The 13,892-nt window shown below is 74.0% G+C and carries 13 protein-coding genes; 7 read left to right on the top strand and 6 right to left on the bottom strand.

The genetic code is table 11. The features are described from left to right. Positions 1-59 precede the first annotated feature (59 nt). Positions 60-854: an ABC transporter ATP-binding protein gene (locus tag ACGF7U_RS04370; protein WP_393102952.1), complete on the top strand. Its 795-nt coding sequence runs from the start codon at positions 60-62 to the stop codon at positions 852-854. Next, entirely contained in the window at positions 854-3,367 is a 2,514-nt protein-coding gene (locus tag ACGF7U_RS04365; protein WP_393102760.1) for an ABC transporter permease, read from the top strand. The genes ACGF7U_RS04370 and ACGF7U_RS04365 overlap by 1 nt, the downstream gene beginning before the upstream one ends. 216 nt (positions 3,368-3,583) lie before the next feature. Here the strand turns inward: ACGF7U_RS04365 and ACGF7U_RS04360 are convergent, their stop codons facing one another. Together ACGF7U_RS04360 and ACGF7U_RS04355 are read right to left on the bottom strand one after the other, a co-directional pair. Then, a complete protein-coding gene (locus ACGF7U_RS04360) occupies positions 3,584-4,084 on the bottom strand; it encodes an HPP family protein (protein ID WP_393102758.1) in 501 nt (166 codons plus the stop codon). A gap of 2 nt (positions 4,085-4,086) precedes the next feature. Beyond that, a complete protein-coding gene (locus ACGF7U_RS04355; protein WP_393102756.1) occupies positions 4,087-4,956 on the bottom strand; it encodes an alpha/beta fold hydrolase in 870 nt (289 codons plus the stop codon). 88 nt (positions 4,957-5,044) lie between these two features. On the opposite strand from ACGF7U_RS04355, the gene ACGF7U_RS04350 reads away from it, so the two are divergent. Continuing rightward, the gene (locus ACGF7U_RS04350; protein WP_393102754.1) at positions 5,045-5,647 is read left to right on the top strand and encodes a TetR/AcrR family transcriptional regulator; all 603 of its coding nucleotides are present in this window, start codon (positions 5,045-5,047) and stop codon (positions 5,645-5,647) included. 135 nt (positions 5,648-5,782) lie between these two features. Here the strand turns inward: ACGF7U_RS04350 and ACGF7U_RS04345 are convergent, their stop codons facing one another. Continuing rightward, a complete protein-coding gene (locus ACGF7U_RS04345) occupies positions 5,783-7,318 on the bottom strand; it encodes a gluconokinase (RefSeq protein WP_393102752.1) in 1,536 nt (511 codons plus the stop codon). Between the two features lie 173 nt (positions 7,319-7,491). On the opposite strand from ACGF7U_RS04345, the gene ACGF7U_RS04340 reads away from it, so the two are divergent. Both ACGF7U_RS04340 and ACGF7U_RS04335 read left to right on the top strand, forming a co-directional pair. Continuing rightward, positions 7,492-9,873 carry an acylase gene (locus tag ACGF7U_RS04340; protein WP_393102750.1) on the top strand — a complete coding sequence of 794 codons (2,382 nt, stop codon included), beginning with the start codon at positions 7,492-7,494 and terminating at the stop codon, positions 9,871-9,873. Between the two features lie 245 nt (positions 9,874-10,118). Next, complete coding sequence (locus ACGF7U_RS04335) at positions 10,119-11,261, top strand: hypothetical protein (protein ID WP_393102748.1); 1,143 nt, start codon at positions 10,119-10,121, stop codon at positions 11,259-11,261. Between the two features lie 60 nt (positions 11,262-11,321). Here the strand turns inward: ACGF7U_RS04335 and ACGF7U_RS04330 are convergent, their stop codons facing one another. Then, the gene (locus ACGF7U_RS04330) at positions 11,322-11,879 is read right to left on the bottom strand and encodes a hypothetical protein (RefSeq protein ID WP_393102746.1); all 558 of its coding nucleotides are present in this window, start codon (positions 11,877-11,879) and stop codon (positions 11,322-11,324) included. 120 nt (positions 11,880-11,999) lie between these two features. Here ACGF7U_RS04330 and yidD point away from each other — a divergent pair, with 120 nt between their 5' ends. Both yidD and ACGF7U_RS04320 read left to right on the top strand, forming a co-directional pair. Then, positions 12,000-12,419, top strand: coding sequence for a membrane protein insertion efficiency factor YidD (yidD, locus tag ACGF7U_RS04325; RefSeq protein ID WP_393102744.1), 420 nt, complete (start codon positions 12,000-12,002; stop codon positions 12,417-12,419). 67 nt (positions 12,420-12,486) lie between these two features. Next, positions 12,487-12,978 (top strand): hypothetical protein, encoded by a 492-nt coding sequence (locus ACGF7U_RS04320; RefSeq protein ID WP_393102742.1) that lies wholly within the window; start codon positions 12,487-12,489, stop codon positions 12,976-12,978. Here the strand turns inward: ACGF7U_RS04320 and ACGF7U_RS04315 are convergent. Further along, positions 12,876-13,319: a hypothetical protein gene (locus ACGF7U_RS04315; RefSeq protein WP_393102950.1), complete on the bottom strand. Its 444-nt coding sequence runs from the start codon at positions 13,317-13,319 to the stop codon at positions 12,876-12,878. The genes ACGF7U_RS04320 and ACGF7U_RS04315 overlap by 103 nt on opposite strands. Before the next feature lie 134 nt (positions 13,320-13,453). Beyond that, the gene (locus tag ACGF7U_RS04310; RefSeq protein ID WP_393102740.1) at positions 13,454-13,831 is read right to left on the bottom strand and encodes a DUF4267 domain-containing protein; all 378 of its coding nucleotides are present in this window, start codon (positions 13,829-13,831) and stop codon (positions 13,454-13,456) included. Positions 13,832-13,892: the final 61 nt, after the last annotated feature.

The following is a 13,892-nucleotide window of genomic DNA, read 5'->3' as shown; positions in this document are numbered from 1 at the left end:
TCGGTGGACGACAGGTCCCATCGGTCGAGGCTGTCGCCGGCCACAGCGTCTCGACCAGCATAAACACCATGAACAACAGGGCGCCGGACGCGCATCGCGGGCATGTTCTCCAGCTGGAATCGGTACGCAAGGTCTACGGCGGGACCAGGAACGCCACCGTCGCTCTCGACCAGGTGACGGTCGGCCTGAACCGCGGCAGCTTCACCGCCGTGATGGGACCCTCCGGATCGGGCAAGAGCACGTTCCTGCACTGCGCGGCGGGGTTGGACCGGCCGACGTCGGGAACGGTCCGGCTCGACGGTGTGGACCTCGCCCCGCTCGGCGAGCGTGAGCGGACCCGGCTGCGCCGAGACCGGATCGGCTTCATCTTCCAGTCCTTCAACCTGCTCCCCGCGCTGACCGTGGCGGACAACGTCGCGCTGCCGCTGCGCCTCGCGGGCCGCAAGCCGCAGCGGCACGCGGTCGACGACATACTCGACCGGGTCGGCCTCGCGGGCCGCCGGGAACGTCGCCCCGGTGAGCTGTCCGGCGGTCAGCAACAGCGCGTCGCCATCGCCCGGGCGCTCATCGCCCAGCCGGCGGTGATCTTCGGTGACGAGCCGACGGGCGCCCTCGACACGTTCACCGCGCGGGAGGTGCTGACGTTGCTGCGGGACGCGGTCGAGCACGGTGGGCAGACGATCGTGATGGTGACCCACGACCCGGTCGCGGCCGCGTTCGCCGATCGCGTGCTGTTCCTCGCCGACGGTCGGCTGGTGGGCTCGCTGGAGGGGCCGACGGCGGACCTGGTCGCCGACCGGATGACCCAGCTCGGCGCGTGGGGCCACAGCGTGGCCGTTCAGGGGGTGCGGTGATGATCGGGCTGGCACTGCGCATGCTGCGCTTCCACAAGGGCGGCTTCGTCGCCTGCTTCATCGCGATGTTCCTCGGCGCCACGATCGTGGTGGGCTGCGGCGCGCTGCTGGAGACAGGGGTCCGCAACGCGGCCCCGCCCGAGCGACTGGCCGCCGCGCCGATCGTGGTCACCGCCGACCAGCGGTACCTCGGCACGAAACGGGATCTCGTGTTCCCCGAGCGGATCCACCTCGACGACGACCTCGCCGACGCGCTGGCCAAGATTCCGGGCGTCGCCCGTACGGTGGAGGATCTGTCCTTCGAAGGCACCACGGCCTCTGCGTCGGTCACCGGGCACGGCTGGTCCTCCGCTCAGCTCACCCCCTACCGGCTCGCCGAGGGAGTCGCGCCGGACGGCCCGGGTCAGATCGTCCTGGGCAGCAGGCTCGCCCAACGGGCCGGGCTGCGGCCCGGGCAACCGGTCGACCTGATGATCAAGGGTGGTGCCCAGCGATTCGACATCGCCGGACTGGCCACCGGCGCCGGCGACGAGAACACCGTCTTCCTCGCCGACGCCGAGGCGGAGCGGGTCGGATCGATCGCCTCCATCGGCGTGTTCACCACTGCCGGCAGCGACACGGACCAGGTCGCCCGGCGCCTGCGGGACGCGGTCCGGGGGAGTGCGCAGCCCGTTGCGGTGATGACCGGCGACGAGCGCGGCCGGGCGGAGAATCCCGCCGTCATCGCGGAGGGTGCTGATCTCATCCCGCTCGCCGCGGCCTTCGGTGGTCTCTCGGTGATGGTCACGGTGTTCGTGGTCGCCGGCACCCTGGGCCTGTCGATGCGCCGCCGGCAGCGCGAGATGGCACTGCTGCGGGCCGTCGGCGCCGCACCCGGGCAGGTGCGCCGGATGATCCTTGGCGAGACCGCGATGCTGGCGATCGTCGCCGCCGCGCCGGCCTGGTTCGCCGGGCCCTGGCTCGGCGCATGGTTGCTGCGCGCCTTCGCCAGCGCGGACGTCGTACCCGACATGATCGCCTTCCGGTCCGGTCCGGTCCCGGCGATCGTCGGAATCGGCACCGCGCTCGTCGCCGCGTTCGTCGCCGCCCTGATCGCCGTGCACCGGGCAGCTCACACCCGGCCGACCGAAGCGCTCGCCGAGGTGTCGCTGCAGCGCCGCTGGTTCAGCGGTGTCCGGACGATCACCGGACTTCTCTGTCTGGCCGGCGGTGCCGCGCTGGCCGTGGGCACGGCGGCCGCAGACGGCCCGGACGCGGGCAGCGTGGCAACCCCGGCCGCACTGGTCTGGACGGTGGGATTCGGTCTGCTGGGCCCGGTACTGGCCCGGGCCGTCACCCGGTCGCTGCGGCGGCCGCTGCGGTCCCTGACCGGCCTCGCGGGCCACCTCGCCACCAGCAACGCGCAGGTGGGCATCGCACGGCTGGCGGCCGCGGTGATGCCGGTGATGCTCGCGACCGGACTGGCCACCGGCCTGATCTACATGCAGGTCACCCAATCCAGTGGCGCTCGCCAAGCCGCCGCCGAGACCATGACGGCCGACTTCCTGGTGGTCTCGGACGCCGGAGGCATCCCGCCCGGCCTGCTGGACACCATCCGCAAGGAGCCCGCGGTCGCGGCGGCGACCGCCCAGATCCCCACCCGGGCATATCTCGAACCCGCGACACCGCCGGTGGCTGCCGCGGCCGACGAGGAGGAGTCTGACTCGGCCCAACCGTCCGAGCTGTCGGTGCGGGGTGTCACACCCGAAGGGCTGACCCTGACCACCGCCTTCCGAGCCGCCACCGGAACCTTCGACGCCCTGCACGGCGACACCGTCGCGCTGCCGGCGAAATACGCCGTCGGCCACGAGCTGGGCGATCTGATTGCGATGCGCTTGGGCGACGGCACCCCGGTGCGCCTCAAACTGGTCGCCACCCTGCAGGGGCGACCCGGATACGAGACGACCCTGATGCCGGCGTCGCTGCTCCTCGGTCACACCACCGCCGAATCGGTGCCGCAGATCATGGTCAGCGCCGCCACCGGCAACGACACCGCCGTCCTGGCCAGCAGGCTCGCCGATCTCGCCGGCCATCATCCCGGCGTGCGCGTCGTCGACCGAGCCGCCTTCACCGCGGCGGTTCACGACCAGGACAACACCCAGGCGTCCATGGCCTACCTCGTGCTCTGCGTGGTCGTCGGCTATTCGGTTCTGGCGCTGGTCAACACCCAGGTCCTGGCGACCGGAGAGCGCCGACGGGAGTTCATGCTCCAACGACTCGTCGGGACCACGCACCGGCAGGTCCTGGCGATGATGACCGTCGAAGCACTGCTGATTGCCGCGGTCGGCCTGATCCTGGGCCAACTGGTCGCCGCCCTGACGTTGATGCCGCTGAGCCTGAGCGTCCTGGGCACCCTGCTACCGGCCGGTTCCATCTGGATCCTGGCCACGGTGTGCGGGACCGCGACCGCACTCACCCTGGCCACGACACTCCTCGCCACCCGCTTCGCGCTTCGTGGCCGCCCGCAGCCGTGACCGCCGCTCGGCAGTAGCCACGTCCGATCGCCGTAACCGGTAAGGACCGACCGGGCTGGCGACCGGCGAGGGGCAGGCGGTCACGATCCGCGACGCCCGAGATGCACAGGTACCGCATCTCGGGCGTCGAGGCGCCCTGACCCGCCGGCCGGACACCTTCGCGCCGGACCGGCGCCGGGCCGGCGGACCGGACCGCCGCCGGGCCGGCGGGGCGGGTCAGCGCCAGGACGGCGGGTAGCCGTAGTGGGGCAGCAGCCGCCCGGCGAGCAGCGCCGTGCCGAGCACGACCAGCACGGCCGGCACCACCGTGTGCAGCGGGTGCAGGAGACCGGGGCCGGTCAGGCCGATGAAGGCGGCGCAGACGACGGCCGGCGCGTGCGGCGCCGCCAGCAGCAGCATGGCGACGAGCGAGCCCACCGCCGCGGCGGTCGCCGTCCATACCGACGGCCCGGCGGCGGCGGTGACCGCCACCGCGACGAGGGTGCTGGCCGCGTAGCCGGGGAGCACCGCCGCCGGTCGGGCCAGCGGCGCCCGGGGCGCCATGGCGACCACGGCCGCCGAGGCGACGAAGGGCAGCGCGAACACGTCCCGCCCGCTCAGCGCCTCGACGGCGGCCAGCAGGCTCATCGCGCCGAGCAGCACCGTCCCGGCGGCGAGCGCGCCGGCCCGCGCGGCCCGCCGGTCGAGCGCCGGCGGGCCGAGGGTGGTCGAGGCCATGCCTACCGGACCCGGCGCAGGAAGTCGCGGATCAGCCCGGCGATCTCGTCGCCGTGGGTCTCCAGCGCGAAGTGGCCGGTGTCCAGCAGGTGGATCTCGGCGTCGGGGAGGTCCCGGGCGTACGCCTCGGCTCCGGCGGCGCCGAAGATCTCGTCGTGGCGGCCCCAGGTGACCAGGGTCGGCGGCCGGTGCTCGCGGAAGTAGCGCTGGAAGTCGGGGTAGACGTCGAGGTTGAACTGGTAGTCCCAGAAGAGCTGGAGCTGGATCTCCTTGTTGCCGGGCCGGTCGAGGCCCGCCTGGTCGAGGCGCCACGTCTCCGGGGCTACGCGGTCGAGCCGGTCCGCCGGCACGCCGTGGGTGTACTGCCAGCGGGTGGCCTCGACCTCCAGCAGCTTGCGGACCTCGGGCTCGTGGGTGGCCCGGTCCTTGGCGTGCGCGAAGAGCACCTCCCAGAACGGGGTGAACCCCTCGGTGTACGCGTTTCCGCTCTGGGTGACGAGCGCGGTGACCCGCTCCGGGTGCCGGCTGGCGATGCGCAGGCCGATCGGGGCGCCGTAGTCGTGCACGTAGAGGGCGAACCGGTCGATGCCGAGGGTGTCGAGCAGGCCGAGGGTGATCTCGGTGAGTCGCTCGAAGCTGTAGTCGAAGTCGCCGACCGGCGGGGCGGAGGAGTTGCCGAAGCCGACGTGGTCGGGGGCGACGAGGTGGTACTCGTCGGCCAGCGCGGGGATCAGGTTGCGGAACATGTGCGAGCTGGTGGGGAAGCCGTGCAGCAGCACGAGGGTGGGGCGGGACGGGTCGCCGGCCTCGCGGTAGAAGACCTCCTGACCGGCGACGGTGACGGTGTGGTGACGGGTGGCGAAGGGGGCCACGGGTACTCCTCGATCTCGGGAGAACGATCGTTCTCCGGCTGGTTGGTACTGTAGGAGAACGAAGGTTCTCCGGGCAAGGGGCTTTGACATGGACCACACCACGGCCGAGGCGCGACTGCTCGACGCGGCCGACACGCTCTTCTACGAGCGCGGCATCCAGGCGGTCGGGATGGACGCGATCCGGTCCGCCTCCGGCGTCTCGCTCAAGCGCACCTACCAGCTCTTCCCCTCGAAGGAGCACCTGGTCGAGGCGGTGCTGCGCCGGCGCGACCTCGCGATCCGGGACGCGCTGGCGGCGTACACCTCGGCGCGGCCGACCCCGACGGAGCGCGTCCTGGCGGTCTTCGACTACCTGCACGACTGGTTCGACCAGCCCGCCTACCGGGGGTGCGCCTTCATCAACTCGTTCGCCGAGCTGGGCGGCTCCTCGCCCGGCGTGGTCGACATCGTGCGTACCCACAAGCGGGCCTTCGCCGACCACCTCTCGGCGCTCGTCGCGGAAGCCGGCCGGCCGCCGGCGCTCGCCGCGCAGCTCGCCCTGCTGGCCAACGGCGCGATGGTCACCGCCGCCATCACCGGCAGCGTCGAGCCGGCCCGCGAGGCGCGCGCCGCCGCGCGCCGCCTGCTCGAAGCGGACACCGCTCCGCGCTCCCCGGCCGCGTCGGCGGGCACCCCGGAGCCGCCGGCCTGAGCCGGCTCACCGGCCGCTCTGCCCGGCGACGTCCCGTCCGGGCGGCGCACCGAGCAGCGACCCTCAGTCGAAGGCCGGCACCGGCGGCGCCAGGGGCCACTGTGATCACACACGATCCGCGACGCCGGGCGGCGACTACGCCGGCGGCGGTTCCGGCGGCAGGCCCGGGGCGAGCCGGCGCAGCGAGGTGAACGTGGGGACCAGCGCGGCGTACAACTCGGAGAAGAGCGGCAGCAGGCCGGCGTACGTGGCGGCGGCGGCCGGCGCGGGACGGGCGGTCTGCTCGATGTGCACCAGGTCGGCGGCGACGTCGATCGAGGCGACCAACCCCAGCGCCTCCATGCCGAGCAGCGCCGCCCCGAAACTGGAGCCCTCGCGGCCGGCGGGGAAGCCCACCGGCATGCCGAGCACGTCGGCGAGCATCTGCCGCCACAGCGGGCTGCGGGCGAATCCGCCGCTGGCCCGGATCTCCCGCACCTCGTTGCCGGCGGCCCGCACCGAGGCCAGCACCAGCGCCAACTGCTGGCAGACCCCCTCCAGCCCGGCCCGCACCAGGTGCGCGCGGCGGTGCCCGTGGGTCAGCCCCACGTACGCGCCGCGCGGCAGCGCGCTCCAGTGCGGGGCCCGCTCGTTGAGCAGGTACGGCAGCATGATCAACCCGCCGGAGCCGACCGGGGCCTCGGCGGCCAGGGCCAGCAGCTCCTCCTCGGCGTGCTCGCCCAGCTCCGGGGCGAGCGCGTCGCCGAGCCAGTCCAGCACGATGCCGCCGTTGTTGATCGCGCCGCCCACCGCCCAGCGCCGCTCGGTCAGCGCGTAGCAGAACACCCCGCCGAGCGGGTCGACGCCGGGGCGTTCCACCATGACCCGCATCGCGCCGCTGGTGCCGATCGAGCAGGCCATCACGCCGGGGGCGACCGCGCCGAGCCCGAGATTGGCCAGCGGCCCGTCGCCCGCGCCGACGACCACCTTCGTGCCCGGCGGCAGCCCGGTCGCCGCGGCCGCCTCGGCGGTGAGGCCGTCCAGCACGGTGGTGGTGGGCACCAGCTCGGGCAGTTGCTCCTCGGTGATCCCGGCGATGCCGAGCGCCTCCTCGTCCCAGGAGAGCTGGTGGATGTCCATGAGGCCGGTCGCGGAGGCGACCGAGTGGTCGGTGACCAGCGCGTCGCACAGCCGCAGCATGATCCAGTCCTTGATGCCCACCCAGTACGCGACCCGCCCGAACAGCGTCGGGTCCTGCTCGGCGAACCAGAGCAGCTTGGACAGCGGCGCCATCGGGTGGACCGGGGTGCCGGTGCGGCGGTGCAGCGCCAGCCCGGAGGGGATCGCGCGCAGCCGCTCGGCCTGCCGGCTGGCCCGCGAGTCGGCCCAGGTGAGCGACCGGGTGAGCGGGTTGCCGTCGGCGTCCAGCCCGATCAGGCTGTGCATGGCGGTGCCGAACGCCAGCCCGGCGACCGGCCGACCCAGCTCCGCCACGACCGTGCGGAGCGACTCCCGCACCGCCGCGTGGATGAGGTGCGGATCCTGCTCCGCGTAACCGGGGTGGGGCTCGTCGAGCGGGTAGCCGACCGAGTGGTGCGCGAGCTGCCTGCCGCCGATGTCGTACGCGACGGCCTTGGTGCTGGTGGTGCCGATGTCGACGCCGATCACGACGGCACGGAGCGGGTCGCTCACCGGCTCCACCCCCTCGCTGGCCCCGGGTGCCGCCGACGTTACCCAGCGGGCGGTCGGCCCGTAGGGGGAACAACCCGTTTCCCGGTCGGGTCTTCCCCGCCGCTCCCGGCGGCACGAGAATGCCCATCAGCGTGAATGTCCCGCACGTTCACCACGACGGGGAGGAAGACAGGATGAGGCTGAAGCCGGCCGGCGCGGTGGCCACCGCACTCGCCACGGTCGTCACCACGGTGGTCACCGGCGTCCCGCCGGCCGCCGCCCAGCACCGCGACGGCGGCTACTCGGCGGAGATCCGCCGGGCGTCGTACGGCGTCCCGCACATCACCGCCCGCGACTTCGCCTCCCTCGGCTTCGGCGTCGGCTACGCCCAGGCCGAGGACAACATCTGCGTCATCGCGGAGAAGGTGGTCACGGTCAGCGCCGAGCGGTCCCGCCACTTCGGGGCGACCGGCCCGACCGACGCGAACGTGCGCAGCGACCTGTTCTACCGCAAGGCGATCGACGAGCGCACGGCCGAGCGACTGCTCCAGGGGCCCCGCGACGGCGTGCACTCCCCGTCGGACGAGGTCCGCGACCAGATCCGCGGCTTCGTCGCCGGCTACAACAACTACCTGCGCCGCACCGGCGCGGCGAACCTCACCGACCCCGCGTGCCGGGCGAAGCCGTGGGTGCGCCCGCTGACCGAGCTGGACATGTGGCGCGCGAGCTGGGCCAGCATGGTCCGGGCGGGCTCGCGGGCGGTGCTCGACGGGATCGTCGCCGCCGCGCCGCCCACGGCCACCGGCCCGGCCGCCGCCCTGGACGCGCCCGGCGCCGCGGCGGTGGTCGCCGCCCGCGACGGCGCGCCCGCCGGGGTGGGCAGCAACGCGTACGGGCTGGGCGCGCGGGCGACCACCCACGGCGGCGGGATGCTGCTGGCCAACCCGCACTTCCCGTGGGAGGGCGCGGAGCGCTTCTACCGGATGCACCTGAAGGTCCCCGGCCGCTACGACGTGGAGGGCGCGGCGCTGATCGGCGACCCGATCATCGAGATCGGGCACAACCGCACCCTCGCCTGGAGCCACACGGTCTCCACCGCCCGCCGCTTCGTGTGGCACCGGCTCGCGCTGGTCCCCGGCGACCCCACCGCGTACTACCTGGACGGTCGACCCGTGCGGATGACCACCCGCACCGTCACCGTGCGGGTGCCCGGCCCGGGCGGCACGACGGTGCCGGTCAGCCGCACCTTCCACGACACCCACTTCGGCCCGGTCGTCGTCGTCCCCGGCACGTTCGACTGGAGCGCCACCGCCGCGTACGCGATCACCGACGTCAACGCCACCAACAACCGTGCGTTCGACGGCTGGCTCCAGATGGGCCGGGCGAGGACGGTCCGCGAGCTGAAGCAGGTCCTCGACCGGCACCAGTTCCTGCCCTGGGTGAACGTGATCGCCTCCGACGCCCGCGGTGAGGCCCTCTACGCCGACCACTCGGTGGTGCCCCGGGTCACCCACGAACTGGCCGCCGCCTGCATTCCCGCGCCGTTCCAGCCGCTCTACGCCGCCAGCGGCCAGGCCGTCCTCGACGGCTCCCGGTCGGCCTGCGCGCTCGGCCGGGACCCCGACGCGGCGGTGCCCGGCATCCTCGGCCCGGCGAACCTGCCGACCCGGTTCCGCGCCGACTACGTGACCAACTCCAACGACAGCCACTGGCTGGCCAACCCGGAGGCGCCGCTGGAGGGCTACCCGCGCATCATCGGCAACGAGCGCACCGAACGCAGCCTGCGCACGCGGCTCGGGCTGGAGCAGGTGCAGGGGCGCCTCGCCGGCACCGACGGGCTGCCGGGGCGGGGGTTCACCACGGCCCGGCTCTGGCAGACCGTCTTCGGCAACCGCGCGTACGGCGGGGAACTCGTCCGCGACGACCTCGTGGCCGTCTGCACCGCGCACCCCACCGCGACCGCCTCGGACGGGACGACCGTCGACCTGCGCGCCGCCTGCGCGGCCCTGAAGGGCTGGGACCTGCGCGTCGACCTGGACAGCCGGGGCGCCCACCTGTTCACCGAGTTCGCCCTGGCCGGCGGCATCCGCTTCGCCGACGCGTTCGACGCGGGCGATCCGGTGCGCACCCCGAGCCGGCTCAACACCGCCGACCCGCGCGTACGCACCGCGCTCGCCGACGCGGTCCGCAAGCTCGCCGGCATCCCGCTCGACGCGCGGCTGGGCGACATCCAGACCGAGCCGCGCGGCGAGCGGCGCATCCCAATCCACGGCGGGCGCGCCGAGGCCGGCGTCTTCAACATGATCATCGGCCCGCTGGCGCCCGGCGTCGGCTATCCGAAGGTGGTGCACGGCTCGTCGTTCGTGATGGCGGTCGAGTTGGGCCCGAACGGCCCGTCGGGGCGGCAGATCCTCACCTACTCGCAGTCGAGCAACCCGAACTCCCCCTGGTACGCCGACCAGACCCGGCTCTACTCCGGCAAGGGTTGGGACACGGTCAAGTACACGGAGGCGCAGCTCAGGGCCGACCCGAACCTGCGCACCTACCGGGTGGGGGAGGGCCGCCCCCGCCACTGACCCGCCTCCCGCACCACGCGTCGCGCCCGTCGGATCCCCGGATCCGGCGGGCGCGTGCCGCCTCGCGGTCGCCCCGCGCCACGACACGCCCGACGGGTGCCGGTCAAGCCGGCGAAATCCGCCTCTCGTCCGATTTGCTCCGACGATCGGCCCTTTTGCCCCGTTACGTCGTGTCCCTGCCCGCCGTTGTCACAGTTGACGCTGGTGACACCCCGGTTGGTGGCCTGCGCGGCGAAGGAGTCGGCATGGCAAGGACTGATTCGACGGGTTCCACGTGGCGGTACCGGTGGGCGCACCGGCAGAACGAACGGCGGCGGCGGGTGTTCCGCGGCGCCGAAAATGCCTGGCGAAGACGCGACGACGAACTGCGCCGCCTGCGTACCCTCGCCGAGGAGTTCCAGGGCTCGGCCGCCGCGGGCGTGGGGCTGCCCCTGGAGCTGGCACCCGACGAGGTGGTCTTCTGGGTGCTGCCGGCCGCGCAGCTGGTGGAGGTCCGGCACACCACCGTGCTGCCCGCGCCGGACCTGACGATCGCCCCGGAGGCCGCCACGCTTCGGCCCCGCAGACCCGACGGTGTCCGCGTCACCGACGCCGGCATGGCGGTGATCACCAACCGCCGGCTGGTGCTGCTCGGCGGGCGCGGCCGGCGCGACTGGGCGTACGGGAAGATGACCGGCCTGGCCCACGACCCGCACGCGCCGGTCACCCTGATGCAGGTGCTGGACCGGCGGCGGACCTCGGGGCTGATGCTCCCCGTCGACGTCGCCGCCGACTTCCGGTTCAAGCTCACGCTGGCCTTCGCCGACGCCATCGAGCAGCGCGGCGCGGTGCTCGACCAGCTCGACGAGGCGATCGCCGAGCACGCGCAGCTCAAGCCGTTCCGGCCGGTGATCGCCACCCCGGGCCAGGCCCGCGCCTTCGCCCTCGTGCCCGGCGGCCGGCGCACCGTGGCCGTCGCCGCCGGCATCGCCCTGCTGGTGCCCGCCGCGCTGCTCGACACCGACCCCGCCGACCCGACCGGCGCCGAGGTCGCCGTCGCGGCCACCGCGGCGCCGAGCGCCACCGCCACCCCGCCGGCCCCGCCGCCCGCCGGGCCCAGGGTGCCGGCCGCGTCCGGGCCGCGCCGCGCCACCGCCTCGCCCGCGCCGACGCCCGAGCGGGAGCGGCGGTGCGGCGCCCCCGCCAACCCGATGGGGTACGACTTCTGCGGCGGCAACCGCGTCCGCAAGCCGGCCGCCGAGATCTGCGACTGGTTCGACTGCGCGCCCGACTTCTGGGCCGGCCGGGGCTACCTCGTGCAGTGCCGCGACGGCGCGGTCAGCCTCACCGGCGGACGGCGCGACGCCTGCGCCGAGCACGACGGGGTGCGCCGCACGGTCTGGAGCTGACCCCTCGGCGGGCTGCGTCGCGGGCGGCCCGCTCGGCGGGGTGTGTCGCGGCCGGTCCGCTCAGCGGAGGCGTTGCAGGGGGAGCAGGCCGACGAGGATCACCGCGGCGGCCAGCGGCAGCAGGTCCAGGTCCACCGCGATCCCCAGGAAGCCGAGCAGCACCGGCACGGGCACCCACGCCGGCAGCAGCCGGGGCCGGGTGGTCCCCGCCAGCACCAGCAGGGTGAGGATGCCGGCCTGGAACAGCAGCGGCCCCAGCGCCATGGCCGGATCGGGCAGCGGCGCGGCGTCGGCGAGACTCGGGAAGAGGTCGCCGAGGATCACCCAGACGAAGCCGGCCACCCCGACCAGCCCCAGCACCGTCGCGGCCTCGGTGAGCGCCCGCCGCCGGGGCGACACGGCGAGCAGCAGCCGACGCAGTCCGACGACCAGCGCGCCGAACAGCACGATCCCGACGAGGAAGAAGGTGTGGCCGACGTCCCAGGCCCAGCCGTCGCCCCGGTCGCCGTCGAGGCCGTCGACCAGGCGGAGCAGGCCGTAGAGCAGCAGGAGCGCCGGGCCGCCGACGGCGGCCGCCGGCACGAGTCTCGGCGTGGTCCGCGTATCGGTGTCAGTCATTCGTCCAGCGTCGTCGTCCGGCCGGCCGCGTTCCATCCGGGACTTCCCGCACCGGCCCCCGACCGACCACCCCGAGTGCCGGGCTGAGGGTGGGTGGCGCGGCCGTCGCATCATGTTCCCGTGATCAAGCTGAAGCACGACGGGCGCCGCAAGAAGAAGCGCGACTACTGCGACGGGTGCAACTGCGACACGCCCAACTGCGACGTGCCCTGCTGCGACCTGGGGCTCTTCTCCTTCCTGCTCACCCTCGGCGCGCTGCTCGCCCGGCTCGTGGCGCCCTCCCGGATGTCGGCCCCGGCGACCGCTCCCGCCGGGCGGGCGCCGCTGGTGGACCGCGCCGGGCGGGCCGCCATTCTCGGCTACCGGCGCTGGCTGTCGCACCGCTGGCCGGGACAGTGCCGCTACACCCCGACGTGCAGCGCGTACGGCCTCGAAGCGGTGGAACGCTACGGGCTGGCCGTCGGCGGGAAGCTGGCCGCCGACCGGGTGCGCCGCTGCCGCGCCGATGTGCCGCGCGGCACCCACGACCCGGTGCGCTGATCAGGGTTGCCCCTGACCTGCGGAGTATCCCACCCGCCCACGCTGCCACTTCGGCCATGATGAGGTCATGGAGATCCGCTCCGACGACGGCGCCCGGGTGAGGATCCGGCCGGTGGGCTACCAGCCCGGGGTCGAGCCGCCCGACGACCCGGCCGAGGCGTCGGACTGGGACGACTGGCTGCTCATCGAGACCGACGCCCGCACCGCCGACGGCCAGGCGTGGTCGCACTTCACGCCCTGCCTGACCGTGTCCGAGGCGTACGCGCTGGCGGGCTGGCTGCGACAGCAGGCCGAGACGACCGGCGATCCGGCGGAGGCCCTGGCGGTGGCGCGCTTCACCGAGCCGAACCTGGCCTTCCGCGCCCGTGTGCTGCGGCGCCGCCGGCTGGCGTTGACCGTCGAGTTCTCGTACGAGTCGCTGCCCCCGTGGATGCGGCGGCAGCCGCTCAGCGCGGTCTACCCGCTGACGCTCACCGTCTCCGCCGACGCCCTCGCGGTGGCGGCGGAGCAGTGGGCGCGGGAGACCGAGGCGTACCCCCGTCGGGCGACCGCCTCCTGAGGGCCGCCGACCCGCCGGGACCGTGCGCCGAGCCGCCGGCGGTGGTGGATGCCGCGCGTCCGCGGCTCCCGGTGGTACGTGTCGAAGTCGTAGCCGCGTCGGCGTAGATCCGGCGATCCGCACGTCTGGAAGGACGCGCCCCAACGCCATCCAGTCAGGAGCTTCAGGGCTGGAAGTACTCCGACATCGTGTGGCTGACCCATTGCGGCTGCTGGGCGTTCACCGGCAGGAACTCGGCCATCGTCGGCTTGAGGTCGATGAACGGGGGCGCCCGACACCGCGTCGAGGCCGAGCACCGTCAGTTCACGACCGCGCACGGACTCGATCGCGCAGCACGTCACCCCGATGCGGTTCGGTCGGCGGGGAACCCGGCCGGCGAAGACGCCGACGGGCGGGAGGTCGGCGCGGCCGCGGTACGGGCGGGGCTCGCTGTTCCCTTCAGTGGAGGCGATCTGCGGCCGAAGCGACGTGGTGGTCACGCGACGAGTAGGACCACGCTGATCGCCACCATCACCGCGGCGGTGGCCGCGTGGACGCCGTAGGCGACCGCCTTGGGCCCGTCGCTGCGCAACACGATCAGTGCGTCGCCGGCGGGCATGCCGGCGGCGGCCAGCATGAACCAGCCCAGCAGGTGCGGTGTGGCCCCGGCCAGCAGGATGAAGATGAAGATTCCCGAGGCGATGTCGCGCACGGCCTTGACGGCCAGCCATGCCCGGAAGGTGCGGTCTTCGGTCGGCGTGTCGGGGATGCCGAAGCCGGCCGCGGCCTGTGGCGCCCGGAAGGCGTTCACGCCGATGAGGATGATGCCCGCGCCGATCAGTCCGGCGAGCACGTTGGCGGTGGTGGTGAGCATGGACGGCTTCTTTCTCTGGTGACGCAGTCGGGGCGCGAGCGGCGTACGCGGCGCGGGGCGC

The sequence above is a fragment of the Micromonospora sp. NPDC047670 genome, from assembly GCF_043204915.1.
Taxonomy (GTDB): domain Bacteria; phylum Actinomycetota; class Actinomycetes; order Mycobacteriales; family Micromonosporaceae; genus Micromonospora.
Note: the sequence above shows the minus strand (reverse complement) of the source record. Positions and strands in the feature narration are given on the sequence as shown.

Excerpts from the sequence above, each read along its gene's own strand:
- ACGF7U_RS04365 (WP_393102760.1), top strand. The coding sequence starts at position 854 with ATGATCGGGCTGGCACTGCGCATGCTGCGCTTCCACAAGGGCGGCTTC.
- ACGF7U_RS04360 (WP_393102758.1), bottom strand. The coding sequence starts at position 4,084 with ATGGCCTCGACCACCCTCGGCCCGCCGGCGCTCGACCGGCGGGCCGCG.
- ACGF7U_RS04350 (WP_393102754.1), top strand. The coding sequence starts at position 5,045 with ATGGACCACACCACGGCCGAGGCGCGACTGCTCGACGCGGCCGACACG.
- ACGF7U_RS04340 (WP_393102750.1), top strand. The coding sequence starts at position 7,492 with ATGAGGCTGAAGCCGGCCGGCGCGGTGGCCACCGCACTCGCCACGGTC.
- ACGF7U_RS04335 (WP_393102748.1), top strand. The coding sequence starts at position 10,119 with ATGGCAAGGACTGATTCGACGGGTTCCACGTGGCGGTACCGGTGGGCG.
- ACGF7U_RS04330 (WP_393102746.1), bottom strand. The coding sequence starts at position 11,879 with ATGACTGACACCGATACGCGGACCACGCCGAGACTCGTGCCGGCGGCC.
- ACGF7U_RS04320 (WP_393102742.1), top strand. The coding sequence starts at position 12,487 with ATGGAGATCCGCTCCGACGACGGCGCCCGGGTGAGGATCCGGCCGGTG.
- ACGF7U_RS04310 (WP_393102740.1), bottom strand. The coding sequence starts at position 13,831 with ATGCTCACCACCACCGCCAACGTGCTCGCCGGACTGATCGGCGCGGGC.